A 24,645-nucleotide genomic window follows, 5' to 3' on the forward strand; every position below is an offset into this window, starting at 1 on the left:
CGAACTTCCCCCCGTCGGCGCCGCCGTGGACGCTACTCCCCGGAGTCCGCGGCGGCGGTGGGCTCGGCCTCGGTTTCGGCCGGGGCCGGAGCGGCCTCCAGCGCCGTCATCCGGGGGAGCAGGAGCAGCACCGCGACCAGCAGGACCAGCAGCAGGGCGCCGCCGACGAAGAGCGGGGTGCGGATGCTGACGGTGGAGGCGATCCAGCCGCTGAGGGCGGCGCCGGTCATGATGCCGAGGCGGCTCAGCAGCATGTAGCAGCTGTTGACCCGGCCGAGCAGTTCCTTCGGTACGGCCTGCTGGCGCAGCGAGATCGCCTGGATGTTCCAGGTGACGATCCCGAAGCCGATCACGCCGTAGAGCGCGGCCACTTCGGCCACCGAGGTGCTCAGGCCCATCAGGATCAGCGAGACGCCCATCAGCAGGAAGGCGAGGGCGATCCGGGTGCCCCGGCCGAGCAGTCGGCTGAGCCGGCCGGCCAGGGTGCTGGCGGCGGTGCCGCCGATGGCGCCGGCCGCGAGCACGATGCCGTAGGAGGCGGCCGGTGCGTGGATGACCTTGGTGACCATCAGGACCATCATGGTGGTGCCCATGAAGCAGGCCAGCGCGCCGAGGGTGGAGAGCACGGCGAGCATCCGCACGTCGCGGTGGTGGAACAGCCAGTCGACGCCCTCGCGGATCTCGGTGAGCACCGGTCGGCGGTCGGCCCGGGTGCGCGGGGCGGTGGAGCGGCCGGTGGCGGCGACCAGGACGGCGGCGAGCGCGAAGGACACGCCGTCCACCGTGAACGGGGAGGCGACGGCCACGGCGAACAGCGCCGAGCCGAGCAGCGGGCCGACCAGGTTGCCGCCGACCAGCATGTTGGCCTGCATCCGGCCGTTGGCGGCGTCGAGTTGGTCGGGTCGGACCAGCTCGGGCACGGCCGAGGTGGCGGCGTTGGAGAAGACCGTCTCGCCGCAGCCGAGTACGAAGGCCAGCGCGGCGAGCGCGACCAGGGGCGGGTCGGCGAGGAAGACCCAGCCGGCGAAGCCCAGGACGACGACGGCGCGTGCGGCGTCGATCGTCCACATCAGCCGCCGCCGGTCGGCCCGGTCGGCGAGCACCCCGCCGTACAGCGACATCACCAGGAAGGGCAGCGACGCGGCGACTGAGACCACGGAGACCGCGCTGGGGGAGTCGGAGACGGCCACCGCCAGCAGCGGCAGGGCGGAGTCCCGCATGCCGTCGCCGACCGAGGATATCGCCGACGCGGACCACAGCAGATTGAACTTCCGGCCCAGTTGGGGGCGGGTCTTGGACGGTTTTTCGGCCACGTCAGCTGAGGTCACCGACGCAGTATGTCATGTCCGCGGAGGACTGTTCGGGTGGTTTCTGAACTGCCCGGGGTGTCCCGAACTGTCCGTGTCGGCAAGGGTGTCGGGCTCATCCGGGGGTGTCCGGAGTGTCCGGTGGGTTCCGGCTTCCGCCGGGTTCCGGGCGCCGGCGCTCCCGCCGGGCGTTCGGCCGGGCCCCGAGACACCCTTGACCAGCGTCGTCACCCCGCCGGCCGGGGCCAGGCCCGGCACCACCGGCCGGGCACGGTGTTCGGGCACCCGGTCGTCGAGCAGCCGGCCGACCACCGCGCCGCCCGCGAGTGCCGCGGCCACCGGCCACCGGGCCGGCCCGGACAGCGCGGGCAGTCCTTTTCCGGCCAGCGAGAAGGCGTCCACCACCACCCCGTGGAGCCGGGCGTCGGGCAGGAACTCCCGGGCCGTCCAGCCGGTGTTGACGGCGTACAGGGAGACGGCCGGGCCGCCCACCCCGGCGGCCGCGTTCATGAAGCCGCCGGCGGCTCCCGCGACCGGGGCGCCGCCGGTCCCGCGCAGCGCGGCCGCCCGGCCCTTGCACGGCCGTCCGCCCCCTCGGGCCCGCGCGAGCGCGAGCCCGGACGGGGGCGGGGGTCAGTGCTTCGGGAGGGCGTCCGCGGACTCCGGCAGCGGGTAGGCGCCGGCGTCGACCGGGCCCGGCAGGTCGGTCGCCGGGACGCCGGGCGCGCCCGGGTCCGGCAGCGAGGGCTGGGCGGGCGGGGCCGGCACCTGGCTGAACGGGATGCCGGGCGGTGACTGGACCGGGCTGGTGCGGCCGAACGGCGGGGCGGTCCGGCCCTGGACGGCGCAGCCCGCCAGCGTCTCCAAGCCGTCCGGGCTCTGGACGCCCGGCTGGTTGCCGGTGAAGCAGTTGCCCGGGTCGGCGGAGGCCAGCACCAGGTCGGTGCCGTTGCCGGCGGCCCGGTTGCCCTCGATCCGGTTGCCGCTCGCCGGGTGCCCGGGCGGGTCGGTGACGACGATGCCGGCCGCGCGGTTGCCCTGGACCAGGTTGCGCCGCACCTGGTTCTCCGTACCGCCGCCGATCCCGATCCCGATGCCGTACGCGCCGTCGGCCTGCTGGGGGGTGTCGGTGGCGTTGTTGTCGGTGACGACGTTGCCCACGATCACCGCGCCGTGCTGCGGGGCGAGGGCCTCCAGGTCGTTGGAGTTGACGGTGACGCCGACCCGGTTGCCGGTGACCCGGTTGCCGACCACGGTGAGCCCGTCGGAGGCGTTGGTGATCTCGATGCCGACGGCGTTGCGCTCGACGGTGTTGCCCCGCACCAGGGTGTCGCAGGGCTTGCACTGGCCGACGTAGATGCCGGAGTCCGCGCCCCCGGAGGCGTACGAGTTCTCGATGACGCCGCCGCGCGCGTCGAAGGCGTAGATGCCGTACAGGCCGTTGTTGTACGCGGTGACGTTGCTGGCCCGGAAGCCCTGGACGACCGGGAAGCGGACGGTGTCCAGCGGGTTGTAGGCGGAGCCGCCGGCGCCGTGCTGCTGGAGCTTCTCGTCGGTGACGCCGGTGAACAGCACGCCGTTGGCGAGGTAGCCGTGGACGGTGAGGTTCTCCACCACCGAGCCGGGGCCGGAGGCCGTGATGCCGTTGACCAGCCGCAGGCCGCCGTCCAGGACGACGGTGTTGCGGTCGGTGCCGCGCAGCACGATCTTGGGCTTGGTGAGGCGGACGCTCTCCCGGTAGGTGCCCGGGTCGACCAGCACGGTGTCCCCTTCGCGGGCGACGTCCACGGCCTGCTGGATGGTCGGGAAGTGCTGCGGGACGCGGATGACCGTGCCGTCCGGGTGCTTGGCGTCGGAGGAGGACGAGCCGCCCGAGGAACAGCCGGAGAGAACGGGGACGAGGGCGAGCACGGCGGCGGTGAACAGGGCGGGCAGCCGCCTGACGGTACGGGCCCCGCGTGGGGGAGTTGCGGTCGGGCCGGGATGACGTGTGGTCAAAAGTTGCATACGGCGTGTTCTATCGTCTCCAATGTCGCCCATGCATGCCGAAGCCGGAAAGGCGCAGGACCAGCCACCGACCGTCGGGACCGGTGTGGGGCGAAGGGCTCTGATCACGGGCGGGGCGCTGGCGGCCGCCGGGATCGGCGCCGGCGTCACGGCGCTGGCCCTGGACGGCGGCGGCCTCCACGGCGGCAGGCCCGGACGGGAGGCGCCGCCGGAGCAGCCCCCCGTGCCCTTCCACGGCGAACGGCAGGCCGGGGTGACGGTCGCGCAGCAGCCGGCCACCCAGCTGCTGGCCCTCGACCTCGCGCCCGCCGCGACCTCGGACGGACGGGCCGCCCTGCGCGGCCTGCTCGGCGAGTTGACCCGGGTGCTGGCCGAGGCGTCGGGCGACAGCCCGGCGGACGAGCGGCTGCAGGGAGCCCCGCCGGCCCGGCTGAGCAGCCTGGTCGCGGTCGGGCCCGGGCTCGCCGCCCGGCTGGGGCTGAACGTTCCGCCTGTGCTGCTGACCGAGCTGCCCGCCTTCCCCGGCGACCGGCTCGACCCGGCGCGCGGCGGCGGCGACCTGGTGCTCCAGCTCTGCGCGGCGGACCGCTGGCCGCTGTCCGTGGTCGCCGAGCAGGTGGACGCCGTGGCCCGGGCGGCGGGCGCGACGGTGCGGTGGACCCAGTCCGGCTTCCTGGCCCGGACAACCGGCGGCGCCACGCCGCGCAACCTGTTCGGCTTCAAGGACGGCACGGCGAACCCGGACGGCGAGCAGAGCGGGCAGTGGGTCTGGGGCCCGCCGGGGCCGCACGAGCACGGGACGGTGCTGGTCTACCGCCGGATCCGGATGGACACCGCCGCCTTCGCGGCCCTCCCCGGAGACCGCCGGGAACAGGTGATGGGCCGCCGGGCCGGCGACGGCGCCCCGCTCACCGGCACGGCGGAACACGACGAGCCGGACATCTACGCCAAGAACCCGGACGGCTCGTACGTCATCCCGGCCACCGCGCACGTCCGCCTCTCCAGCCCCCGGCTGGACGGCGGCGCCCGGATGCTGCGGCGGGGCTACAACTACGACGACGGCCCGGGCGACCGCGGCCTGCTGTTCTGCGCCTTCATGCGCGACCCGGCCCAGTTCACCCGCGTCCAGAACCGGCTGGCCGCGCGCGACGCCCTGAACGCCTTCGTCGAGCACACGGCCTCGGCGGTGGCCTACGTGCTGCCGGGCGTGCCGGAGGGCGGGACGCTGGGGGAGGTGCTGTTCGGATGAGCCGGGAGGGGGAGCGGCCGCTGCCCTCGTCGGCCCAGGAACCGCCCGTGCCCGGTGAGGAGTTGTTCGCGCCCGCTGGGGAAGAACCGCTGTCCGGCGGGAACACGAGCGCCGGCGTGGTCCGGGTCGGGGACACCGTGCGGCGCCCGGCCGGGCCGTGGACGCCCGCGGTGCACGCGCTGCTGGAGCACCTGCACGCCGTGGGGTACCGGGCGGCGCCGCGCCCGCTCGGCCTCGACGCGCAGGGGCGCGAGGTGCTGACGTACCAGCCGGGCCGGGTGCTCTGGCCGGACCGCTTCCACCTGCTGGGCCCGGCCGAGCGCCTGGCCGGGGTGGCCCGCCTGATCCGGGAGTTCCACGACGCCGTCCGGGACTTCACGCCCCCGCCGGACGCCCGCTGGCAGGTGCTGATGCCGCCCGACGGCGCCGACATCATCGCCCACAACGACCTCGCCCCGTGGAACCTCGTGGTCGGCGCCGAGCACCAGTGGTCCTTCATCGACTGGGACACGGCCGCCCCCGGCACCCGCCTGTGGGACCTCGCGTACGCGCTGCACGGGTTCCTGCCGCTGTCGGCGCAGCCGGACCTGCGGCTCGCCGACGCCGACGCGGCGGCCCGGCTGCGGGTGTTCGTCGACGCCTACGGACTGGACGAGGCCGAACGGCGGGCGCTGGTCCCCCTGTTGGGCCCACGGGCCCGGGCCATGCACGACTTCCTGCGGGACCGGGCGGGCCGTGGCGTCCAGCCCTGGGCGAGGCTCTGGGAGCAGGGGCACGGGGAGGTCTGGCGCGGCGACGCCGAGTACATCGAGCGGCGCCGGGAGCTCTGGCTGGGCGCCCTGCTCGACGGCTGACGCCGAGCGGGGCGCCGAGGGTTCTTTTAGGGCCTGTCTCTTGGATCCTTGCCGGGTGCGCGACGCCGGGGCACGTACCTCGCCGCGTTGTCGTCGGTCGCCAATGGCCCCCAGCCTTCGGCCGGGAGGTGCCCCCACCGCAGTGGCTCCCTCCTCCGCCTTGCGATGTACGCACCCCAACGCCGCGCCCTGATCCGACAAAATCCAAGAGACAGGCCCTGGCCGCGGGTCGGGCGGGGATTGGTCGCGGGTTGGCGCGGGTCGGTCGCGGGTTACCAGTCCACCGGCAGGCGGGCCGGGCTGCGGGTGGTGCTGCCGAGCTGCCAGGCGAGTTCCGCGACCGGGGTGGTGAGGCGCAGGCCGGGCAGCGCGGTGGCGAGGCGGTGCAGCGACTCGCGCATCTCCAGCCGGACCCGCCACGCGCCGATGCAGTAGTGCGGGCCGGAGCTGAAGGCCAGGGTGGGGGCGGGCAGCGGGAGGCTGAGGTCGGTGTCGAGGCCCTCGGGGTAGACGGCCGGGTCGCGGTTGGCGCTGCCGAGGCTGACGGCGACGACCGAGTCGGCCGGGATGGTGACGTCACCGACCTCGATCGGCGCGGTGGTGCGGCGGACGGTGGCCTCGTCGTCGCCGAGCGGGATGTAGTGCAGCAGGCGTTCGGCGGTGTGCTCGGCGACGACCGGGTCGGCGAGGAGCGGCCAGTGCTCGGGGCGTTCGCCGAGCACGTACACCAGGGCGTTCGCGAGCGCCCCGGCGACGCTCTCGTTGCCGCTGGCGGTGAGTCCGGCGACCAGGAAGACGAGGGAGTCCTCGGGGACGCCGCCGTCCTGGTCGGCGGCCCGGACCAGCCGGCTGACCAGGTCGTCGCCGGGCTCGCGGCGCCGGCGGGCGACCAACTCGGCCATGAAGGCGCCGAATTCGGCGAGGGTGTCGCCGTGGTCGGGGCCCGCCTGCTGCTTCGGCCCGTCGCCCGGCCCGTTTCCCGGCCAGTCGCCCGGGTCCTCGCCCTGGGCGAGCAGGGCGAGGGTCCAGCGGTGCAGCCGTTCCTCGTCCAGGTGGTCCGGCCCGTCCCCGTCGAGCCCCATCAGCCGGGTGGTGACGGCGAACGGCACCGGCCGGGCGAACGCGGGGACCAGGTCGGCCGGAGGCCCGGCGGCGACCAGCCGGTCCACGGACTGCTGGACGGCGGCGGCGACCCACGGCTGCCAGCCGGCGATGGCGCGCGGGGTGAAGGCCCGTTGGACGGTGCCGCGCAGCCGGCGGTGGGCGGGCCCGTCCTGGTTGAACAGGGACGCCGGGTTGGCGGCCACGTCGGCGGTGGCGCCGGCGGTGCCGACGTCATGCAGGTCGGCCCGGGTGACCCGGGGGTCGCCGAGGACCTGCCGGACGTCGTGGTAGCGGGTGATCAGCCACGCGGGGGTGCCGTCCGGGAGGGTGGTGGGGTGGGGCGGCTGGGCGGGGGTGGTGGGGAGCCGGTGGAGTGGAGGGAGGGTGGTCCGGGGGTCGGCTGTGACGGAGTCCATGGGTCCCTTCGCGGGTTCGGAGGTCCGGCTGGTCGAGGAGAGTCGGAGCATTCAATTGTCGTATATTCATAGGTAATTGGATGCTTGTGACGCTTCTCCCCGTTACGCCCCGATGGTATGCCCTGGGTGCCCCCAGTCGGGTGCCGGATCGGCGGGCAGCAGCGGCCGGAGCGCGCCCAGCACGGCGCCGACGCAGACGTCCCGCAGCTCGGTGCGGGTGCAGCTCTCCTCGGTCAGCCAGTCGATGACCAGCACCCGGACGAACACCAGCCAGCTGCGCAGGACCTGTGACACCGCCCGCCGCGCCCGCTCGTCCGCGAGCGGGAGGACGCCGAGCAGCCGGCCGCGCAGGGCGTCGAGCTCCTCGTCGATGATGGTCTGGATCACCTGGTCCCCGGCCAGCACGCGGTTGGCCGCCAGCACGGCGTGCCGGTTGGCGATGAAGTAGTCCAGGTGGGCGTCCATGCCCTCCACCAGCTGCTCGACCAGGGTGTCGGCCGGGTCGAAGCGGGTCCTGGCGAGCAGGCCGTCGGCGGCCTCCCGGTAGACTGCGGCGAAGAGGTCGTGCTTGCTCGCGAAGTGCCGGTAGAGCAGCGCGCGGGAGACCCCGGCCTTCTCGGCGACCTCCTCCATCAGCACGTCCTCGTACGGCCGTTCGGCGAAGAGCCGGGCGCCGGTGGAGAGCAGCTGGGCGCGTCGCTCGGCGGGGGAGAGGCGCCGGCGTCGTTCGTGGACTGGCATGCGCGCCAGGTTACTTGACACGCGTCTACTTGTCGGCGCAGCTTAGTGGACACGTGTCAACCAGACCTCTGGAACGGGTGGGTGGGTCATGGCCAAGGCGTTACGGGTGCTCGCGTGGACGATGGGGGTCGCCTGCGTGGCGATCGGCTTCGTCCACATCCTGCTGGGGAACGCCGCGATGCCCGGCATCGCGGACGCCGGGCCGACGGCCGCCGGCTTCGGCCGCTTCATGGGGGCGGTGTTCGCCGGGTACGGGGCGGCCTGGATCCAGGCCGCCCGGCAGGCGCCGGTGCCCGCCCGGACGGTGCGGTGGCTGGCGGCGGTGTTCCTGCTGGGCGGCCTCGCACGGGTGCTGTCCATCGTGGTCGACGGCCGGCCGCACTGGTTCCAGCTGGTGCTGATGGCGCTCGAACTCGGGCTCGCGCCGGTGTACTTGTGGCTCGCCGACGCGGACGAGCGGGCGGCGCGCGGCGGGAACGGGGCCGGGGCCCGGCCCAGCGGGGCTCAGTCGACCGGGGCGTAGCCCGCGAGCTGCGCGGCGACGGCGGCCCGGTCGGCGGTGGCGCCGGTGAGCGCGACGTAGCCGTCCGGGCGGACCAGCACGACGGCGTCGCCGCGCAGCCCGTACGCCCGGGCGACGTGGCCCTCGGGGTCCAGCACGGCGGCGCGGCGCAGGCCGGGGGCGGCGGGGTCCGCGTTCTCACGGACGTCGGCCAGTGCCGGGTGCTCGCCGACGGTCAGCAGGGTGAAGTGCGGGCCGCGGAACAGGTCGAAGAGCCGGGTCGGGGTGCCGTCGGCGGTGGTGCAGGGCGCGTCGGGAGCGCGGTCGCCGGCCCGGATGCCGGTGGTGTCGTCGAGGTCGCGGCCGAGCGGCCCGCCCCGGTAGCCGACCGAGAGCCCGGTGAAGTCGGCCCCGCCCGCGGTGGACATGGAGACGAACTGGTCGGTCAGCGCCCGGGCGCCGTCGGCACTGAACAGCCTCCGGTGCTGGGCTGAGGTGGCGGCCAGCACGGCGGCGGCGACCGGCAGCCGCTCGGCCTGGTAGCTGTCCAGCAGCGCCTCGGGCCCGCCGCGCAGCACGGCGGCCAGCTTCCAGCTCAGGTTGTGGGCGTCCTGGACGCCGGTGTTCATACCCTGGCCGCCCGCCGCCGAGTGGCAGTGCGCGGCGTCCCCGGCGAGGAACACCCGGCCGTCGCGGTAACGCTCGACCATGCGGACCGTCGGGCGCCAGACGGTGGACCAGGTCGGCTCGTGCAGCCGGACCCCGGGCAGGCCGGCCCGTTCGGCGAACAGTCGGCGGAAGGTCTCCAGGGTCGGGGCCGGCAGCTCGCCGTGCCCGTCCGGCTCGACGGAGGCGTGCGCCGCCCAGGTGCCGTCCTCCCGCATCGGGACCAGCACCAGGGCGCCGATCCCCAGCCGGGGATGGTTCCACAGGTGCATGCGGTCGGTGTCCAGGCCGTCCACGTCCATGGTGGCCATCAGGAACCGCTCCTCGTCCCAGGTCTCGCCGAGGAACGGGATGCCGGCCAGCTTGCGGACGGTGCTGCGGCCGCCGTCGCAGCCGACCAGGTAGCCGGCGGTCAGCTGCTCGGTGCGGCTGTCCTGGCTGTCGCGCCCGTCGTGCCCGTCGTGTCCGTCGCGGCGGAGGGTGGCGAGCACGCCGTCCGCGTCCTGGGTGTGGCCGACCAGCTCGGTGCCGGTCTCGACGGTGACGCCGTACCCGGCGAGCCGCTCGCGCAGCACGGCCTCGGTGTGGTGCTGGGCGAGCAGCAGCGCGCCGCTGTACGGGCGGTCGGGGGTCGGGCGGTTGGCGGGCGCCGGGTCGACCTCCCCGACGACCCGGTCGCCCTCGTACGTACGGACCTTGAGGTTGAGCGTGCCCCGGTCGAGGATCGCGTCCACGACGCCGAGGTCGTCGAAGACCTCCAGGGTGCGCGGGGTGATCCCCTTGCCCCGGACACCGCGGTCGCGGAAGCCCGGCTCCCGTTCGACGACGCGGCAGGCGATCCCGGCGCGGGCCAGGCCGAGGGCGAGCGCGAGGCCCACCGGGCCGGCGCCGACCACCAGGACCTCGGTCGTACCGGCGGTCCGGGTGCTGTGAGTGCTGTGGGTGCTCTGAGTGCTCCGAGCGGTGCTGTGACCAGTGCGCATGACGGATCCCCCCTGGCCGTCCGGCCATAAGATACGGCGCGTTTCCTGTGTTCGACTGTAGGCTCGCCCCCGCAAGAAACGCAACGTATCTACGAGGGGCGGGTGCGGAACCCGGTGGAGCACGGCAGACCGGTGCGCCGACGCGGCGACGAACTGGAACGCGCGATCCTGGACGCCGTCTGGGGCGAACTCGTCGAGCACGGCTACGACCGGCTCACCATGGACGGCGTCGCCGCCCGCGCCCGGACCAGCAAACCGGTGCTCTACCGCCGCTGGCCGAACCGCCCCGCCCTGGTCATCGCCGCCCTCGGCCGCAACGCCCCGAACTTCCAGGAGCCGCCGGACACCGGCGAGTTGCGCGCCGACCTGCTGCTCTTCATGGGCAGCCTGCTGCACCGCTTCGACGACCTGCCGGGCGAGGCCGTGCACGCCTTCCTGGTCGACCTGCTGCGCGACCCGGAACTCCGGGCCCGCTTCACCGGCGCGCTGACCTCCGAGGGCCCGGTGAACACCCTGGAGGCGATGCTGCGCCGGGCCGCCGCCCGGGGCGAGATCAACCCCGACCGGATCACCCCACGGGTCGTCTCGCTCCCGCTCGACCTGCTGCGGGACGCCTTCCTGACGGGCGGGACGGTGGCGCCGGACGGGGTGGTGGAGGAGATCCTGGACGAGGTCGTGCTGCCGCTGCTGCGGGCGCCCTCGGAGGGCTGACCGTACGGCCGCGGCGGAGTAGGCTCCTGGCCGGTCGAACGTGCGTCTGCGAGGAGGGCCCGAACATGAGCGGCACCGTGGTGGCGGTCAGCAGCAACGCCGAGTACTCGTTCACCAAGTCGAACCGCGACGGCATCATGCTGCTCGCCGGGCTGGGCGTCGAGGGGGACGTGCACGCCGGGGCGACGGTCAAGCACCGGTCCTGGATGGCGCAGGACCCGACGCGGCCCAATCTGCGCCAGGTCCACCTGATCCACCGTGAACTGCTCACCGAACTCGGCGAGTCGGGCTTCGACGTGCGGCCGGGCGCGCTCGGGGAGAACATCACCACCGAGGGCGTCGACCTGCTCGGCCTGCCGGTCGGCGCGGTGCTGCGGATCGGCCCGCAGGCCGAGGTGGAGATCACCGGCCTGCGCAACCCGTGCGCCCAGATCGACAACTACCGCCCCGGGCTGCTCAAGCAGGTCGTCGGTCGCGGCGCGGACGGCACGATCGTGCACCGCGCCGGAATCATGGGCATCGTCCGCGCCGGCGGCCCGGTCCGCCCCGGTGACCCCGTCACCGTCACGCTCCCGGACGGCCCGCACCGCCCGCTCGACCGGGTCTGACCGGGTCTGGCCGGGTCCGAGCGGGTCCGAGCCTGGCGGTCGGCCGTGGCGGCGGCGTCAGCGGGGTGGCTCTCCGTCGACCCGGCGCAGGTCGTAGAGGTACGACCTGCCCGCCTTCCAGCTGCGCCACGGGCCGGTGGGCGGGTGCTCCCGGTGTCGGCTCCGGGCCGGCAGGGGGCCGGAGTCGGGCACTCCGTCGGCATCGACCACGCACCAGCCCCGGTCCGGCAGCCACCGGCACCACAGGTCCAGGTCCCGCCGCCGGTAGGACGGGCGGCCGTTGAAGGTTCCGTCCGGGTCGAAGCGGTAGACCAGGCCGTCCAGTCGGCGGACGAACTCGATCGACTCCACGGTTGATCACCCCTGATCACCCCGATTCGACTGCCCGGTAAGGCGGTTGACCGCCGAGCATACCCCCGCCCCGTAACGGCTCCGGCTCCCGGCGCGGGAGCTGCCGGGAGCCGGGGGCCGTGCTTCGGGTGCCTGGGTGCCTCGGGTGCCGGATCGGGGCCGGGTCAGGACCTGACGAGGCGGGCGATGGCCTGGTTGGCCTCGCGGATCTTGGTGCCCGCCTCCTGGCCGCCCTCGGCGATGGCGTCGCGGACGCAGCATTCGATGTGCTCGTCCAGGAGTTGGAGGGCGAAGGACTGGAGGGCGCGGCTGGCGGCGGAGACCTGGGTGAGGACGTCGATGCAGTAGGTGTCCTGCTCGACCATGCGCTGGAGGCCACGGATCTGGCCCTCGATGCGGCGGAGCCGCTTGAGGAAGTCGTCCTTGTGGGAGCTGTAGCTGACCATGGCCGTCTCCGGTTCCTGTGCGGTGAGGCGTTCCCTCACTCTACCGGCGGCGTGGTGGTGGGGAGTCGGCCCGAACGGGTGTGGTGGTGCCCCGCCCGGGCCGACGCGGGCGGGTCAGCCCTCGACGCGGCCGACCAGGTCGTAACCGGCCTCGTCGATGGCGGCGGCCACGTCGGAGTCGGCGAGCGGCAGGGTGCTGCCGACGGTGACCCGGCCGGTCGCGAGGTCCACGGCGACGTCCTCGACGCCGTCGATCTTCTTCAGCTCGGCGGTCACCGAGGAGACGCAGTGGCCGCAGGTCATGCCCTTCACCTGGAACACCGAGGCCCGGGCGGGCTCGGCGGCCGGCGCCGCACCGGCGCTGGTGCCGCACGAACCGCAGCAGGAGGAGGTCTCGGCGGCGGCGGACTCGACGATGACGGTGGTCTCGCTCATGGGTGTGCTCCTGTCGTGGGTGCCCGGCGCCGACCGGACGGCCCGGGCGGCTGCTTCACTTTGAACATACCATACCCCCCTAGGGTAATTACCAGTCCCCGCGAAGCCCCTCCCCGCCCAGCCGCTCACCGGCCCGAAGATCGTCAACACCGAACTGAAACAGCCCTGTTGATGCACCGGCGGAGGGTGAAGCCGGAAGCGGAATCGAGGGAGCGAGTGGACGGAGACCCGGGAACGGCGTTGGAAGAGAAGACGGCGCCGGCCTCCTCGATCGAGGAGGCCGGCGCCGTCTCAGGCGTTCGCCGTCGTCACCGGGTGCGGTAGGCGTCGGCGATGGTCTGCTCAAGGGTGTTGCCGTCGGTGTCGGTCAGTTCGGCGCGCAGGGAGACGGCGCTGCCGGCCGGCGGGTTCTGCACGGTGACGGCACCGGCCTCCAGCGGGAGGCGGGTCCACGAGGCGCCACCGTCGGTGGAGGCCGAGACGGTCAGCGAACGGGTACGGCCGTCGGCGGCCGCGCCCTGGACGGTGACGGGGATCCGGAGCGGGCTGCCGGCCGTCGCGGTGCCGGTCAGGCCCAGATCGGGGCAGAACCGCACGACGCTCACCGGGAGCGCCGTCGGCCCGGCCGTGGTGGCCGAGGCGAAGGTCCAGGACGCGTTCACGCGGGTGGTCGCGCCGGCCGCGGCCCTGCGGGTCACCGTGGTGGCCAGACGGTACGAGCCCTGGCCCGGGGCCACGGTGAACTCGCCGCGCCCGGGCGCGTCGGACGCGGTGCCGACCAGCACGCCGTCGCGGTACAGCGCGGTGTACGCGGTGTCGAACGACGGGCTCCACGACGCGTGGCCGTCGCCGTCGGCGAGTAGCGGGACGTCGGCGGTGATCCGGTCGCCGTCGCGCGAGACGGCGGGACGCTCGGTGAGCGCCGGGCCGAACACCGGGCCGTCGAAGGTGTGGGTCGTCGTCGTCCCGGCCCGTACGGCGACGCGGTCGGCGACGTAGTAGTTCCGCGTCACGTCGTCGGCGCCCGGGACGGTGACACCGATGTCCCAGGTGCCGCGCTCGGGCGCGACGAGGAAGGTGGCGGTGCCCGGCGTCTTCATGACCCGGGGAGCGCCGGCGACCGTCCCGGTGCTCGGCAGGACGCTCAGCAGGGCGGTTCCGTTGCTGCCCGGCCCGGCGGCGCCACGGACGTTCAGGGTCGCCAGCTCCTGCGCGGCGTACTGCCGGGCGAGCCCGGTCAGGGCGCGGGTGCCGGAGAAGGTCTGGCCGAGCAGGTAGCCGCCGGTGTCGGTCGCCCAGTGCGCGTCGTACCACTGATTGACCGTCCCGGCCTCGGCCTCGGGCCCCAGGTGGGCCACCCGCAGGTTCGTCGACCTGTTGCCGATGTTCGCGCTCCTGGTGACACCCTCGTGCGTGACCTCGACGAACATCGAACTCTGCAGGAACCGCGCGGTGCCGTCCGGGGGCCGGACGTCGACGGGGGCGGTGGTCCGCGCGTCGACGGTGACGGTGGTGTCCCGGTCGAGGTCGAGGCGCGGCTGGACGACCCAGTCCGTCCAGGCCGGGCCGCCCGCCCCCGGGCCGTCGGGCAGGGTGCTGTCCAGCAGGTACCGGCCCCTGGGCAGCCGCACCGTCGTGACCCCGGAGGCGTCCTGCTGCTCCAGGAACTCCTCGACCCCGGCCTCGAAGACCCCGCTGACGTGGGTGCGGTACTTCCCGGCCGGTTGGCCGGCGCGGTCCAGGTGCTTGATCGTGAGGGTGTACGTCTCCGGCTCGGCGGCGAAGGCCGCACTGCCGAAGGCGGGAGTCGAGGTGCCGACCAGTGCGACGGCGACGGCCAGGGCGCGGAGGGCGTTGCGGCGGGGAAGGGAGGTCGTGGTCATGCCCTGTACTGCTCGGCCGGGCACCGGAGTTCCCGTGATCAGGGCCACACCCCGGGCGGGCCGGCGGCTGTGACGCGCATCACCGGAACCCGGGCGGCGGACCGGGCAGAGCAGTGTGTGGAAGCACTCATGAGAACGCGTCTTCGCCGCGGCGACCCCGATGCCCTGGGCGAGCTGTACGACGAGCACGCCCAGGTGCTGTACCGCTACGCCCTGCGCGTGACGGGCGACTGGGCGGAGGCCGAGGACGTCGTCTCGACGACCTTCCTGGAGGCGTGGCGGGGCCGGGAGCGACTGCACCCCGCCGGCGACGGACCGCACCTCGACGGCGACGGGACACGCCCCGCCGGCGAAGGGCCGCGCCCCGACGGTGACGGGCTGCGCCCGTGGCTGCTGGGGATCGCGACCAACATCATGCGCCGCAACGCTCGCGCCCGCCGGCGCCGTGACATCGCGCTGGCCCGGACCCCGGAACGCGGCTCGGTCCCGGACTTCGCCGACGACCTGGTCGCGAACCTCGCCGACGTCGAACACCTGCGGGCCGCGCGCCGCGCGCTCGCCCGCCTCCGGCGCCGCGACCGGGAGGTCTTCACCCTCGTGGTGTGGGCCGGACTGGACTACGCGAGCGCGGCCGAGGCGCTCGGCACGCCGATCGGGACCGTCCGCTCGCGGCTGTCCCGGGCCCGTGCCCGGCTGCGCGACCTCACCGAAGCCGAAGTCGCGGCGGAGGCCAGGGCTTCGGCCAGGGCCTCCGCACGCGTGCGGCACCGGCCGGACGGCACCGGAGAGCCCACCGCGGCGGAGGGCAGGACCTCCTCCGCCGTCACCACCCTGCCCGTACCCGGCCGTGTCCCCGTGCTCCGGCCGTCGACCCAGGAGAGCCACGGATGAATGCCACCCCACGGCGCGGTACCCAGTGCCCGTCGTCCGAGGAGTCCGAGCGCCGCGAACTCGCCGAGCTGCTGCCGCCGCCGGCGGTGCCCGGCCTGGACGAGGAGCGTCGACTGCTGCTGAGACGGGAGGTGTTGCGCAGGGCCGCCGCCGATGGTGCCGAGGCTGCTCCGCCTGCCGTGTCCGCCGCGTCTGCCGCGTCCGCCGGGTCCGTCGGGCGGGCGCCGTCCGGGCGTCCGACCCGGCGTTCGCTCCGGTTCCGGATCGCCGTGCCGGCGCTCGCCTGCGGCCTGGCGGCCGTCGGCGTCGTGGCGCTGGACCTCGGGGGTGCGGCCGAGCCCGACCGCGCGGTCGTCGAGAGCAGCGCCGCCGGGACCTCCGAAGCGGGACGGCTCCTCGGCCGCATCGCGCTCGCCGCCGCCGAGGCGGAGCAACCGGCTGTCCGCGCCGACCAGTTCGTCTACATCGAGAGCAGGGTCGCCTTCGCCGGGCAGAGCGCCGCGGGCGGTCCCGCGACGACGGCGCCGGCGCACACCCGGCAGGTCTGGCTGTCCGCCGACGGCAGTCGCCCCGGTCTGCTGCGCGAGGACGGCGGGCCGGACAGCCCGCTGGGCGAGGACGGACCCGTCTTCGAGCTCGACCGGCCGGGCGCGACGCCCCGGCCCCACACCGCACGCCCGGTCGGCCCGTCGATCGCCGAGCCGACCCACGCGTACGTCGCCTCCCTGCCCACCGACCCGGACGCCCTGCTGAAGCTGATCCGGGAACAGACCCGCACCGAGGGCCAGACCGGCGCGGGCCAGGACCCCGACCAGCGGGCCTTCGCCGCGATCGGCGACCTGCTGGCCGAGACCTGGGCGCCGCCGCAGGTCGGCGCCGCGCTCTACCGGGCCGCCGAGCGGATCCCCGGAGTCACCGTGGTCCCCTCGGCCGGCGACGCCGCCGGGCGCGAAGGCGTCGCCGTGGCCCGCACGGCGCACGGACAGCAGACGCAGTGGATCTTCGACCGGACCACGTACGCGTTCCTCGGCGAGCGCACGGTCCTCAGTGAGGCCGGCGACGCGGGGCCGGCCGGGACGGTGCTCGGAACCTCCGCCGTCCTCACCAAGGGCGCGGTCGACCGCGTCGGCGAACTCCCGCTGGAGGCACGGTGACCAGGCGCTCGCGTGACGACCGCTGGGGGTGACAGCCGCCCCCGGCCTTCGGCACCGACCCCCGCCGCCCCGGGATTTCAGCGAACAGATTTCAGCGAACGTTCGCTGAAATCTGTTCGCTGAAAACTGTTCGCTGACATTCGTCCGCCGGGGCCACGGGCCGCCGGGACCGAGCTTGTTGCGCTTGAGCGGGGAGCGGAGTAGTAAGGCGGCATGAGCGACACCCGTACGAACCAGGAAGCGGTCGTCTGCGAACTCGCACCCGAGGACGGAGCGGAGGCCGCGCTGCGGCACGACCCGGACGCGACCGGGCCACGCGCCGACTGCGTCCTGTGCGGCGAGCCGACCGAACTGCCCGCCGACCACCCCGGCGGCACCCTCTGCCCGGTGTGCGCCTGGCAGCAGGCGCAGCGAATCGCCTGCTCGGGCTGACCTCGGGCCGCGTCGAGATCCACGGTGGAGTACTAGGCAGGAACCGGTCCCGCGTTGATGCCCGAGATACGGCCGGCGGAGTCGAAGGAGACCACCGCGGCGCCCCCGCTGGGCAGAGGCGCGGTGATCCGGTCGGCGGCTTCCTGCACCGGGATGCCGTGCAGGGCGAACCAGCCGTTGACCACAAGCCGCGGCGAGCGCGCGAAAAGCTGTGCGCCAGTGAGCAGATGGCGCGGCATGGCGACCGGGTCCAGCCGCGCGGGCCGAAGTCGCGGATCTTGCGGTACGAAGTAGACCCGGGTCTCCGGACCGTCCTCCTGGCCGATGTAGCCGGGCGCGCCGAGCGCTGCCATGCCGAGGAAGGCCAGTGCCTCCGCCGCCCGGCGCGGGTCGGCGAAACGGGCCAGCTCCACGCCCTCCTGCTGCAGCTCCACGATGCCGTGACGGCGGCCGAACTCGGGGATTCGCGCGCAGGCGGCAGCCACTTCACTGCCGCGCAGCCCCGGGTTGGCCCAGCCCCACAGCCAGGTCTGCTCGGCCAGGTCGTAGCTGCCCAGCAGTCCCACCCGAAGGCTTCGGCCGCCGGACTCGTAGTGGCACTGGTCCAGATCTGCCGTCCACGGCCCAGCCGGGAAGGCCTGGGTGATCATTTCCAGCTGTTGTACGCCCCAGGCCGCGTGGTACTCGGCGGCGTGCAGGAAGGCGTCGGAGAAGGCTACGGTCATCGGGGCACCTTAGCCCCTGTCAGGTCGACGGCCCTCGGAGGTCTCAGCCCGGGATCAGCAGGGCGAGGCACTCATGAAGGTCACGGTGTACGGCTGGAGTACTACGGGAGTACTAAGCGTCCTCCCGTCCGGCCAGTGCCAGGGTCGAGCCGTGCCGCCCCTTGCGGACCAGCAGCTGGGCGGGGATGCGGCTGCGCAGGTCGGCGACGTGGCTGACGATGCCGACCGCGCGGTCGCGCTCGCGCAGGCCGTCCAGGACGTCCATGACCTCCTCCAGGGCGTGCTCGTCGAGGGTGCCGAAGCCCTCGTCGATGAAGAGGGTGTCCAGCGGCATGCCGCCCGCCTCGTCGGTGACCACGTCGGCCAGGCCCAGGGCGAGGGAGAGCGAGGCGAAGAAGCTCTCGCCGCCGGAGAGGGTCGCGGTGTCCCGCTCGGTGCCCGTCCAGGCGTCGACCACCCGCAGGGCCAGGCCCGAGCGCTTGGTGCCGGTGCCCCGGTCGTCGCTGTGCACCAGGGTGTAGCGCCCGCCGGACATCCGGACCAGCCGGTCGCTGGCCGCCGCCGCGACCTGCTCCAGCCGGGCCGCCAGGACGTACGACTCCAGGCGCATCCGCAGCCGGTTCTCGGCCGAGGTGCCGGCCGCGAGCGCGGCGAGCCGGTTGATCCGCCCGTAGCGGTCCAGCGCCGGGGCCAGCTCGGCGGCGAGCCCGTCCAGTTGCCGACCGATCGCGGCCAGCGCCGCGCAGCGCTCGCGGGCCGCCGCGTGGGCGGCGTGCGCCCGGCCGAGCCGGTCGGTGGCCGCGCCGAGCGCGGTTGCGACGGCGGTCAGGTCCACCGGCGGACGGCCCGCGGCCTCGGCCAGTTCCGGCAGCGCCAGCTCTCGGCGGACGGCGGCGGTCTCCGCGCGGTGCCGCTCCAGCCGATCCTCCAGCCGCTCGCGCTCCTCGCGCGGCAGCAGCACCGCCAGCGCGTCCGCGGCGTCCGGGAAGCCCGCCGCGGCGGCGGCCTTGCCCAGCTCGTCCTCGGCCTCGCCGAGCCTGGCCTCCGCCTCCGCGTGCGCCCTGGCGGCGGTTGCCGTGGCGGCGACCGCCTCGGTGAGCCGGGACAGGGCCGCGGCCCTGTCCGCGACCGAGGCCGCCTCGCCGCGGGCGGCCGCCACCCGGGCCGTCAGCGCCCGCTGCTCGGTGCCGAGCGCCAGCAGACGGTCGGAGAGGACGGCGGCGCGCTCCTTGGCCTCGTGCAGTTCGTCGACCCGGCGGGCGCGGTCCTGCGACAGTCGGGCGATGTCCTGCTCGACCCGGCCGAGCGCCTCCGCCGCCTGCCGTGCCTCGCGGTGCTCGCGCTCCAGCCCGGCGAGGGCCTGCGCGAGCGCCTCCGCGCCGTCCGGCCCGGCCGCGCCGGCGGCGGTGGCCTCGCGCACCCGCAGCGCGGTGAGCGCCTGGTCGGCCTCCGTCCAGGCCCGCTCGGCGGCGGCCTGTGCCCGGCGCGCCCGCTCCTCGTCCTCGGCGCCGACCCGGCCGCCGGGCGTGGCCTCGGCGGGTGCCGGGTGCTCGGGCGAGCCGCAGACCCGGCAGGCCTCGCCCGTGCGCAGCTGCTCGGCCAGCTCGGCGGCCATGCCGCTCAGCCGGCGGTCCCGCAGGTCCAGGCTGTGCTCGCGGGCGTCCAACGCGGCGGTGCGCAGCGCGACCACCCGGGGCTCGGCGGCGGCGATCTCGGCGCGCAGGCCGTCGCGCTCCCTGGCCGCTCCCAGACGAACCGTCAACTCGGTGCGCTGCCCGTCCAGTTGATCGACCCTTGAGCTCGCGGACCGGGCCTCGGCGTGCTGCTGTTCCAAGCGGCCCAGCTCGTCCTCGAACTCGGACAGCCAGTCCTCGGCCTCCTCGGCCCGTTCCTCGGCGGCGCGCCGGTCTTCCGTCAGGGAGCGCTGCTCGTGGGCGAGTTCGGCGCAGCGTCGCTCCTCCGCCCGGGCCGCCTCCAGCCGGACCACCTCGGCCCGCAGCCGCAGTTCGGCCTCGGCGAGCCCGGCGGCGTCCGCCCCGGCGAGCTCCCGGCCCTCGCCACCGGAGCCGGCCAGCGCCTCGCGGTGCCGGCGCTCCGCCAGTCGGGCGCGCCCGAGCACCTCGGCCGCGTTCTCCCGCAGCCGCAGCGCCGACTCCACCCCGACGGCCTCCTGGGCGGCGGCCAGCCGCCGCCGGTCCGCGGCCGCGGCGGCCTCGAAACCGGCCAGCCGCTCGGCCCGGTCCAGCGCCTCCCCGTGCCGGCGCTGGCGACCGGCCAGCTCCTCCGCAGCGCCGCGGTGCTCCTGGGCGGCGCGCTGAGCGGCGCCGGCGCCCGCGAGGGCGGCCTCGGCGACGGCGAACTGCTCGGCCGCGCCGCTGCGCAGGACCGCCGCCCAGCCGAGCACCCCGGCGGCCAGACCGGCGTCGTCCTCCTCGGCCGGCACCCAGCCGGCGGCGGGCTCGGCGCCCGGACCGGCCGCCTGCTCGGCCTTGCTGGCGAGGTCCCGCAGCCGCCGCCGGCCGGCCTGGACGGCGGCCTCCTGACCGCGACGCTGCTCGGCCAGCCAGGCCTCCACGTGCTGGAACCGCTCGGTGTCGAACAGCCGCCGCAGCAGCTTGCCGCGCTCCTCCGAGTCGGCCTTGAGGAAACGGGCGAAGTCGCCCTGCGGCAGCAGCACCACCTGGCAGAACTGCTCCCGGTTCATGCCGATCAGCCGGTGGATCTCCTCCCCGGCCTCCTGGTGCGACTTGCTGAGCCCCCGCCAGCCGGGCGCGCCGTCGCCCGTGTCGGCGACCCACTCGCGCAGCAGCGTCTGCGCCCGCTCGACGGTGGTGCCGGTGCCGACCTTCTTCGGCCGGCGCTGTTCCGGCAGCCGGGTGATCTGCAGCCGCCGACCGCCGAGGGTCAGCTCCAGCTCCACCGAGGTCAGCCGCTTCGGATCGGCGTGGTCGCTGCGCAGCCGGTTGGCCCGGCGTGCGCCCGGCGTCTCGCCGTACAGGGCGAAGCAGACCGCGTCCAGCACGCTGGTCTTGCCGGCGCCCGTCGCGCCGCGCAGCAGGAACAGCCCGCCGGTGGCGAGCGCGTCGAAGTCCACCGTCTCGCTGCCCGCGAACGGGCCGAAGGCGGTGACGGTGAGCCGGTGCAGCCTCATCGGGGCAGGTCCGCCTTCCGGTCGGTGGTCTCCCGGACGCGCTCGAAGCCCTCGCGCAGCCAGCCGAGCTCGTCCGGCGCCGGCTCGGCACCGGGGCGGACGTGCCGCAGGAAGCCCTCCGCGACCTCGAGGTCCCCGCGGCCGCTGACCCGCGCTGCGTACGACAGGGAGGGCTCGGCGTCGCCGCGCTCGGGGTCGAACAGCAGCTGGAGGGTGTGCGGGAAGCGGCGGCGCAACTTCTCCATCGGCTCGCTCGGCCGGGCCGCGTCGGTGAGCGTGGCCTGCACCCAGGACTGCTCGTGCTCGGCGTACCGCTCGTCGGTGAGCAGCTCGTCGAGCGTGCCGCGCAAGGTCGCCAGGCGGCGCGGCTCGGGGCAGGGGACGCGCTCGGCCGTCACCGAGCCGTCGGCGGCGAGGTCGACCAGCCACATGGTCTTGCGCTGGTTGGCCTCGGAGAAGGAGTAGGCGAGCGGGGAGCCGCTGTAGCGCAGGTGCGGGGCGAGCGTCTGGCAGCCGTGCAGGTGGCCGAGCGCGGCGTAGTGCACCCCGTCGAAGACCGAGGCGGGCACGGAGGCGACGCCGCCGACCGCGATGTCCCGCTCGCTGTCGCTCGGCGCGCCGCCGGTGACGAAGGCGTGCGCCAGCACCACCGCCCGGGTGCCGGCCGGGCGTGCCGCGAGGTCCGCCCGGACCCGCTCCATCGCCGCCCCGAGCACCGCCGCGTGCCCGCCCTTCGCGAGCCCGAACCGCTCGCGCACCAGCGTCGGCTCCAGGTACGGCAGCCCGTACACCGCGACCGGGCCGTGCCCGTCCGCCAGCAGGACGGGCTCGGCGCACCCGTCCGGGTCGGTCCGCAGGTGGATGCCGGCCCGCCCGATCAGCCCCGCCCCGACCCCGAGGCGGCGGGCCGAGTCGTGGTTGCCGCTGATGAAGACCGTCGGCACCCCGAGATCCGCGAGCCGGTGCAGCACGTCGTCGAACATCGCGACCGCTTCCAGCCCGGGCAGTGCCCGGTCGTACACGTCCCCCGCGACCAGCACGGCCTCCACGCCCTCGGACCGGACCACTGCCACCAGGTGGTCCAGGAAGGCGCGCTGGGCGTCGTGCAGGCTCTCCCGGTGGAACGAACGCCCGAGATGCCAGTCGGAGGTATGCAGCAGTCGCATGGTCCCCGACCCTAACCCGCACCACTGACAATCCCGCCCGACCCTGTGGAACCACGGGCCCCGGCGGCCCCTGGGGGAACGGGGGGCGAGGGGCGGGCGGCAGTCGGTGAGCGGCGGCTGACAGATGACAGATAACGGCTGACAGATGACAGCTGACAGATTTCGAAATCTGTCAGCTGTCATCTGTCGGTCGCGTGATGTTCGGATGCCCCGGCGGTGCGGCTCCCGGTGCTCCGCGGCGGCGGCCAGGGGCCCGCGCTGAGCTTGTTCGATTACCCGGGGTGAATTGTCAGTGGCTCTGTGTATGTTCCTCGACGTCGGCCACTCCCGGCCGGGGTGGTCGGCACCGTCCGGTGTCGGGCGAGCGAACGAGAAGGAGGAGCCATGGCTGCTGTGCGGGAGTCGGTGTGCGAGGTGCTGGGCGGTGCCGCGGCGGGGCGGCCGTCGCTGCGGCGCCGGCAGGTGCTGGTGCTGTCCGGGCGGAGGTCCGGTGGCGGTGCTGGCGGGGCCTCGGCCGGTGGGCCCGGCGGGGCGGTGCCACCCGGAGGCGGCCGGCCGCCGGGGGCGCGGGCCGGCGGGCGCGGTGCGCGGGCGGCCGGGCGCGGCGGGCGGGTCCGGGGCGCGCCGCCGCCCCAGCCGGTGGCGGTGGCCCTGGCCGTCGACGCGGGGGACTTCGCCGGGCTGGCGCGGTACGGGCTGTTCGGCGGGCTCGGGCACGCGGCCTACCTGCGGCAGGCGGAGGAGCAGCTGACGGCCCTGCACCGGCAGGGGCTGGAGGTGCACCTTCGGGTCCTGGAGGCGGGCGACTTCGAGGACTACTGCGAGGCGCTCGGCCTCGATCCCCGGATGCCCGCCGCCCGGGTCGCCTACGCGGGCGATCCGGAGCTGGCCGGTGAGCCGTTCGTCTACGCGGGGGAGCGGCTGGCCGAGCTGCTCCCGGTGCTGCTGGACGACCACCGGGCGCGGGTGCGGATGTCCGTGGCCTGCGCGGTCCTGCTGGACGCCGTCGGCGGCGACCCGTCCGGGCAGCTCCGGATGGCGGCCGTGATGCGGTATGTGACCTCGGTCTACCTGGCGCTGGCCGAGGGCGCGGGGGAGGGCTGCCACCTGCTGACGCTGCGCTGCCACGGCCCCGAGGACGGCGAGGAGCTCACCTCCGCGGTGGACGTCTGTGTGGAGGAGGGCCGGCTGTACCCCGCCGGGCGGGACGCCGAGGCGTTCTGCGTCACGCTCGCGGCGGGTGTCGCCCTGGGTGGGGAGGGGGCGCTGCTGCTGCACGGCGATCCGTCGGCGGGCGTCCGGGTGGACGGCGAGGAGGCGGGCGCCCGGCTCCGGCCGCCGGTCCGCGGCTGGGCGCTGACCGGCGGCCGGCTGCGGACGATGACGGCGCACGAGGTGTTCGACGAGCTGGCCGACGACGCCGCGCGCGGGCTGCCCTTCCCGCCCGGGGTGGATCCGCTGCCCGGGTTCCCGCTGCCCGTCTTCCGGGGCGCCGGGGAAGGGGGTGGGTCGCTGGGCTGACGAGGGCGGTCACCGCCTCCGCGTTCACCGCGTTCACCGCCTCCGCATCCACCATGCGGCGCTGGGGACTGTTCATCGACCGCGTGTTCGGGGAAGATTCGGAGAAGATCAACAGCAGGAGCGCGCGGTGCCCCACGCCGCCGCTCCGGCCGCTCCGCTCCGTACCGTGCCCTGCAGGTCCTCCCCGCGCACCGCCGGTCCGGCGAAGCCCGACAGCGAGAGGGGGACGGATGAGCGAGCGGAGCGCGCTCGGTGCCAGGGGGTGGGCGCGGGCCGGTGCCCCCGCCGAGCGCCGCGGGGCGAGAGCATGAGCCCGATCGAGTACAGCGCGGAGATCGCCGAGCTGCTCGGGAAGGTGCGGCGGCGCCCCACGGCGGGCTGGCCGTGGCGGCCGGGCGAGCAGGTGCCGGAGGGGCTGCCGGTCAAGCAGTCCTGGGGGTGGCTGTTCGCCCCCGACGGGCGGGTGCTGACACTGGTGAACCCCAGGGACGGGATCTGCTCGCTGCCCGGCGGCTCGCTGGAGCCGGAGGACGGTGGGGATCCGGCGGCCGCCCTGGCTCGGGAGGCGGCCGAGGAGGCACAGGCCCTGATCAGCCGGCCGTACTACCTCGGCTACCTCTACGACCGGGTCGGCTCGGCGAACGGCGGGCACGAGTGCGCGCGGGTCCGGATGGCGGCGGTGCTGCGGGCGGTCGGCCCGAGCGCGGCCGACCCGGCCTCGGGCCGGCACTACCGGCGGCTGCTGGTCGCACCGGGCCTCGCCGTCGAACTGCTGGGCTGGGGCGGGCCCGGGCTGCGCCAGGCCCGGACGGCGGTCGCCACCGCCGCCCGCTGGCTCGACGTGCCCGCGGCGGCGAACGAGGCGATCGAGGAGCTGCCGGTCGAGGGCTGCACCCTCGCCCCGGGCACCGTGTACCCCGGGGCCGTGCACCACGGTGGTGGCCACCCCGGCGTGCAGGGCTGACCGCGCGCGGCGCCGTACTCCCGGACGACGTCCCGGTAGTGCTGTCGCGACACCACTGTCCCGACACCACTGTCCCGACAGCGCTGTTCCGGCAGCGGTGTCCCGGCGGCAGCGTCTCGGCACCACTGTTCCGGCAGCAGAATCTCGGCATGCCGCCGCCGCGCGCCGCCCTGAGGCGTTGTTCGCTGCCCTGACGCCCCGCCATGACCGATGTCAACATCCGTCGCACGGCTCGGATCGGCCGCAACGGTGAATTCCGGCCGTGCCGTTGATGTCCCTTTTCGGGCTCTTCTGCTCCATCCGTGGGTGGATCCAGAGCGCCTGACGCAGCACACGCCGTCCCCCGTGCAGATCTTGAGGTGTTGAGGCCCGAGATCG

Annotated in this window: 23 protein-coding genes; 10 read left to right on the plus strand and 13 right to left on the minus strand. The window is 75.0% G+C overall.

Annotated elements, in window-relative coordinates; genetic code table 11:
- Positions 1–32 precede the first annotated feature (32 nt).
- From ACGF0D_RS19490 to ACGF0D_RS19500, 3 genes are all read right to left on the minus strand, one after another.
- On the minus strand, positions 33–1,328 hold the full coding sequence (locus ACGF0D_RS19490; protein WP_392917811.1) for an MFS transporter: 1,296 nt from the start codon (positions 1,326–1,328) through the stop codon (positions 33–35).
- 12 nt (positions 1,329–1,340) lie between these two features.
- Positions 1,341–1,817 (minus strand): hypothetical protein, encoded by a 477-nt coding sequence (locus ACGF0D_RS19495; protein ID WP_392875136.1) that lies wholly within the window; start codon positions 1,815–1,817, stop codon positions 1,341–1,343.
- A 123-nt stretch (positions 1,818–1,940) separates the two neighbouring features.
- Entirely contained in the window at positions 1,941–3,314 is a 1,374-nt protein-coding gene (locus tag ACGF0D_RS19500; protein WP_392917814.1) for a right-handed parallel beta-helix repeat-containing protein, read from the minus strand.
- A gap of 31 nt (positions 3,315–3,345) precedes the next feature.
- Here ACGF0D_RS19500 and ACGF0D_RS19505 point away from each other — a divergent pair, with 31 nt between their 5' ends.
- Both ACGF0D_RS19505 and ACGF0D_RS19510 read left to right on the plus strand, forming a co-directional pair.
- A complete protein-coding gene (locus tag ACGF0D_RS19505; RefSeq protein WP_392917817.1) occupies positions 3,346–4,563 on the plus strand; it encodes a Dyp-type peroxidase in 1,218 nt (405 codons plus the stop codon).
- Positions 4,560–5,417, plus strand: coding sequence for a phosphotransferase enzyme family protein (locus ACGF0D_RS19510; RefSeq protein ID WP_392917820.1), 858 nt, complete (start codon positions 4,560–4,562; stop codon positions 5,415–5,417). The genes ACGF0D_RS19505 and ACGF0D_RS19510 overlap by 4 nt, the downstream gene beginning before the upstream one ends.
- Before the next feature lie 272 nt (positions 5,418–5,689).
- On the opposite strand, the gene ACGF0D_RS19515 is transcribed toward ACGF0D_RS19510, so the two are convergent.
- Positions 5,690–6,937, minus strand: a complete 1,248-nt coding sequence (locus ACGF0D_RS19515) for a cytochrome P450 (RefSeq protein ID WP_392917823.1) — start codon at positions 6,935–6,937, stop codon at positions 5,690–5,692.
- 102 nt (positions 6,938–7,039) lie between these two features.
- Entirely contained in the window at positions 7,040–7,678 is a 639-nt protein-coding gene (locus ACGF0D_RS19520; protein ID WP_392875151.1) for a TetR/AcrR family transcriptional regulator, read from the minus strand.
- Positions 7,679–7,766: 88 nt separating this feature from the next.
- Between ACGF0D_RS19520 and ACGF0D_RS19525 the strand changes: the two genes are divergently transcribed.
- Positions 7,767–8,201, plus strand: a complete 435-nt coding sequence (locus ACGF0D_RS19525; protein WP_392875154.1) for a DUF4345 domain-containing protein — start codon at positions 7,767–7,769, stop codon at positions 8,199–8,201.
- On the opposite strand, the gene ACGF0D_RS19530 is transcribed toward ACGF0D_RS19525, so the two are convergent.
- The gene (locus ACGF0D_RS19530) at positions 8,183–9,829 is read right to left on the minus strand and encodes an FAD-dependent monooxygenase (RefSeq protein ID WP_392917825.1); all 1,647 of its coding nucleotides are present in this window, start codon (positions 9,827–9,829) and stop codon (positions 8,183–8,185) included. The genes ACGF0D_RS19525 and ACGF0D_RS19530 overlap by 19 nt on opposite strands.
- Positions 9,830–9,931: 102 nt before the next feature.
- On the opposite strand from ACGF0D_RS19530, the gene ACGF0D_RS19535 reads away from it, so the two are divergent.
- The gene (locus tag ACGF0D_RS19535) at positions 9,932–10,540 is read left to right on the plus strand and encodes a TetR/AcrR family transcriptional regulator (RefSeq protein WP_392875160.1); all 609 of its coding nucleotides are present in this window, start codon (positions 9,932–9,934) and stop codon (positions 10,538–10,540) included.
- Positions 10,541–10,605: 65 nt separating this feature from the next.
- Positions 10,606–11,148 carry an MOSC domain-containing protein gene (locus ACGF0D_RS19540; protein ID WP_392875163.1) on the plus strand — a complete coding sequence of 181 codons (543 nt, stop codon included), beginning with the start codon at positions 10,606–10,608 and terminating at the stop codon, positions 11,146–11,148.
- Between the two features lie 57 nt (positions 11,149–11,205).
- Here the strand turns inward: ACGF0D_RS19540 and ACGF0D_RS19545 are convergent, their stop codons facing one another.
- The 4 genes from ACGF0D_RS19545 to ACGF0D_RS19560 all read right to left on the minus strand — a co-directional run bounded on the left by ACGF0D_RS19545 (position 11,206) and on the right by ACGF0D_RS19560 (position 14,263).
- A complete protein-coding gene (locus ACGF0D_RS19545) occupies positions 11,206–11,499 on the minus strand; it encodes a hypothetical protein (protein ID WP_392917828.1) in 294 nt (97 codons plus the stop codon).
- 164 nt (positions 11,500–11,663) lie between these two features.
- Positions 11,664–11,945 (minus strand): metal-sensitive transcriptional regulator, encoded by a 282-nt coding sequence (locus ACGF0D_RS19550; RefSeq protein ID WP_392875169.1) that lies wholly within the window; start codon positions 11,943–11,945, stop codon positions 11,664–11,666.
- Positions 11,946–12,059: 114 nt separating this feature from the next.
- Positions 12,060–12,380, minus strand: a complete 321-nt coding sequence (locus ACGF0D_RS19555) for a heavy-metal-associated domain-containing protein (protein ID WP_392917831.1) — start codon at positions 12,378–12,380, stop codon at positions 12,060–12,062.
- Between the two features lie 308 nt (positions 12,381–12,688).
- A complete protein-coding gene (locus tag ACGF0D_RS19560) occupies positions 12,689–14,263 on the minus strand; it encodes a serine protease (protein WP_392917834.1) in 1,575 nt (524 codons plus the stop codon).
- Between the two features lie 129 nt (positions 14,264–14,392).
- Between ACGF0D_RS19560 and ACGF0D_RS19565 the strand changes: the two genes are divergently transcribed.
- From ACGF0D_RS19565 to ACGF0D_RS19575, 3 genes are all read left to right on the plus strand, one after another.
- Complete coding sequence (locus tag ACGF0D_RS19565; protein WP_392917836.1) at positions 14,393–15,154, plus strand: RNA polymerase sigma factor; 762 nt, start codon at positions 14,393–14,395, stop codon at positions 15,152–15,154.
- Positions 15,151–16,308, plus strand: a complete 1,158-nt coding sequence (locus tag ACGF0D_RS19570) for a CU044_5270 family protein (protein ID WP_392917839.1) — start codon at positions 15,151–15,153, stop codon at positions 16,306–16,308. The genes ACGF0D_RS19565 and ACGF0D_RS19570 overlap by 4 nt, the downstream gene beginning before the upstream one ends.
- 213 nt (positions 16,309–16,521) lie before the next feature.
- A complete protein-coding gene (locus ACGF0D_RS19575) occupies positions 16,522–16,740 on the plus strand; it encodes a hypothetical protein (protein ID WP_392875181.1) in 219 nt (72 codons plus the stop codon).
- Positions 16,741–16,772: 32 nt separating this feature from the next.
- Here ACGF0D_RS19575 and ACGF0D_RS19580 read toward each other — a convergent pair whose 3' ends face one another.
- The 3 genes from ACGF0D_RS19580 to ACGF0D_RS19590 all read right to left on the minus strand — a co-directional run bounded on the left by ACGF0D_RS19580 (position 16,773) and on the right by ACGF0D_RS19590 (position 21,782).
- Positions 16,773–17,465 (minus strand): DUF6882 domain-containing protein, encoded by a 693-nt coding sequence (locus ACGF0D_RS19580; RefSeq protein ID WP_392917841.1) that lies wholly within the window; start codon positions 17,463–17,465, stop codon positions 16,773–16,775.
- Between the two features lie 112 nt (positions 17,466–17,577).
- Complete coding sequence (locus ACGF0D_RS19585) at positions 17,578–20,616, minus strand: AAA family ATPase (protein ID WP_392917844.1); 3,039 nt, start codon at positions 20,614–20,616, stop codon at positions 17,578–17,580.
- Complete coding sequence (locus tag ACGF0D_RS19590; protein WP_392917847.1) at positions 20,613–21,782, minus strand: exonuclease SbcCD subunit D; 1,170 nt, start codon at positions 21,780–21,782, stop codon at positions 20,613–20,615. Before ACGF0D_RS19590 ends, ACGF0D_RS19585 begins: the two co-directional genes overlap by 4 nt.
- A gap of 384 nt (positions 21,783–22,166) precedes the next feature.
- Here ACGF0D_RS19590 and ACGF0D_RS19595 point away from each other — a divergent pair, with 384 nt between their 5' ends.
- Positions 22,167–23,303, plus strand: a complete 1,137-nt coding sequence (locus tag ACGF0D_RS19595) for a hypothetical protein (RefSeq protein WP_392917850.1) — start codon at positions 22,167–22,169, stop codon at positions 23,301–23,303.
- A 307-nt stretch (positions 23,304–23,610) separates the two neighbouring features.
- On the plus strand, positions 23,611–24,267 hold the full coding sequence (locus ACGF0D_RS19600) for an NUDIX domain-containing protein (RefSeq protein ID WP_392875196.1): 657 nt from the start codon (positions 23,611–23,613) through the stop codon (positions 24,265–24,267).
- The last annotated feature ends 378 nt before the right edge of the window (positions 24,268–24,645 follow it).

Source organism: Kitasatospora sp. NPDC048298 (assembly GCF_043201465.1).
In the GTDB taxonomy this organism is placed as follows: Bacteria; Actinomycetota; Actinomycetes; order Streptomycetales; family Streptomycetaceae; genus Kitasatospora.

What these genes read in the sequence shown, in the direction of transcription:
- ACGF0D_RS19495 (WP_392875136.1), bottom strand. Translation starts at nt 1,817, where the DNA reads ATGAACGCGGCCGCCGGGGTGGGCGGCCCGGCCGTCTCCCTGTACGCC.
- ACGF0D_RS19500 (WP_392917814.1), bottom strand. Translation starts at nt 3,314, where the DNA reads ATGCAACTTTTGACCACACGTCATCCCGGCCCGACCGCAACTCCCCCA.
- ACGF0D_RS19505 (WP_392917817.1), top strand. Translation starts at nt 3,346, where the DNA reads ATGCATGCCGAAGCCGGAAAGGCGCAGGACCAGCCACCGACCGTCGGG.
- ACGF0D_RS19510 (WP_392917820.1), top strand. Translation starts at nt 4,560, where the DNA reads ATGAGCCGGGAGGGGGAGCGGCCGCTGCCCTCGTCGGCCCAGGAACCG.
- ACGF0D_RS19515 (WP_392917823.1), bottom strand. Translation starts at nt 6,937, where the DNA reads ATGGACTCCGTCACAGCCGACCCCCGGACCACCCTCCCTCCACTCCAC.
- ACGF0D_RS19520 (WP_392875151.1), bottom strand. Translation starts at nt 7,678, where the DNA reads ATGCCAGTCCACGAACGACGCCGGCGCCTCTCCCCCGCCGAGCGACGC.
- ACGF0D_RS19525 (WP_392875154.1), top strand. Translation starts at nt 7,767, where the DNA reads ATGGCCAAGGCGTTACGGGTGCTCGCGTGGACGATGGGGGTCGCCTGC.
- ACGF0D_RS19530 (WP_392917825.1), bottom strand. Translation starts at nt 9,829, where the DNA reads ATGCGCACTGGTCACAGCACCGCTCGGAGCACTCAGAGCACCCACAGC.
- ACGF0D_RS19540 (WP_392875163.1), top strand. Translation starts at nt 10,606, where the DNA reads ATGAGCGGCACCGTGGTGGCGGTCAGCAGCAACGCCGAGTACTCGTTC.
- ACGF0D_RS19550 (WP_392875169.1), bottom strand. Translation starts at nt 11,945, where the DNA reads ATGGTCAGCTACAGCTCCCACAAGGACGACTTCCTCAAGCGGCTCCGC.
- ACGF0D_RS19555 (WP_392917831.1), bottom strand. Translation starts at nt 12,380, where the DNA reads ATGAGCGAGACCACCGTCATCGTCGAGTCCGCCGCCGCCGAGACCTCC.
- ACGF0D_RS19560 (WP_392917834.1), bottom strand. Translation starts at nt 14,263, where the DNA reads ATGACCACGACCTCCCTTCCCCGCCGCAACGCCCTCCGCGCCCTGGCC.
- ACGF0D_RS19565 (WP_392917836.1), top strand. Translation starts at nt 14,393, where the DNA reads ATGAGAACGCGTCTTCGCCGCGGCGACCCCGATGCCCTGGGCGAGCTG.
- ACGF0D_RS19570 (WP_392917839.1), top strand. Translation starts at nt 15,151, where the DNA reads ATGAATGCCACCCCACGGCGCGGTACCCAGTGCCCGTCGTCCGAGGAG.
- ACGF0D_RS19575 (WP_392875181.1), top strand. Translation starts at nt 16,522, where the DNA reads ATGAGCGACACCCGTACGAACCAGGAAGCGGTCGTCTGCGAACTCGCA.
- ACGF0D_RS19580 (WP_392917841.1), bottom strand. Translation starts at nt 17,465, where the DNA reads ATGACCGTAGCCTTCTCCGACGCCTTCCTGCACGCCGCCGAGTACCAC.
- ACGF0D_RS19585 (WP_392917844.1), bottom strand. Translation starts at nt 20,616, where the DNA reads ATGAGGCTGCACCGGCTCACCGTCACCGCCTTCGGCCCGTTCGCGGGC.
- ACGF0D_RS19590 (WP_392917847.1), bottom strand. Translation starts at nt 21,782, where the DNA reads ATGCGACTGCTGCATACCTCCGACTGGCATCTCGGGCGTTCGTTCCAC.
- ACGF0D_RS19595 (WP_392917850.1), top strand. Translation starts at nt 22,167, where the DNA reads ATGGCTGCTGTGCGGGAGTCGGTGTGCGAGGTGCTGGGCGGTGCCGCG.
- ACGF0D_RS19600 (WP_392875196.1), top strand. Translation starts at nt 23,611, where the DNA reads ATGAGCCCGATCGAGTACAGCGCGGAGATCGCCGAGCTGCTCGGGAAG.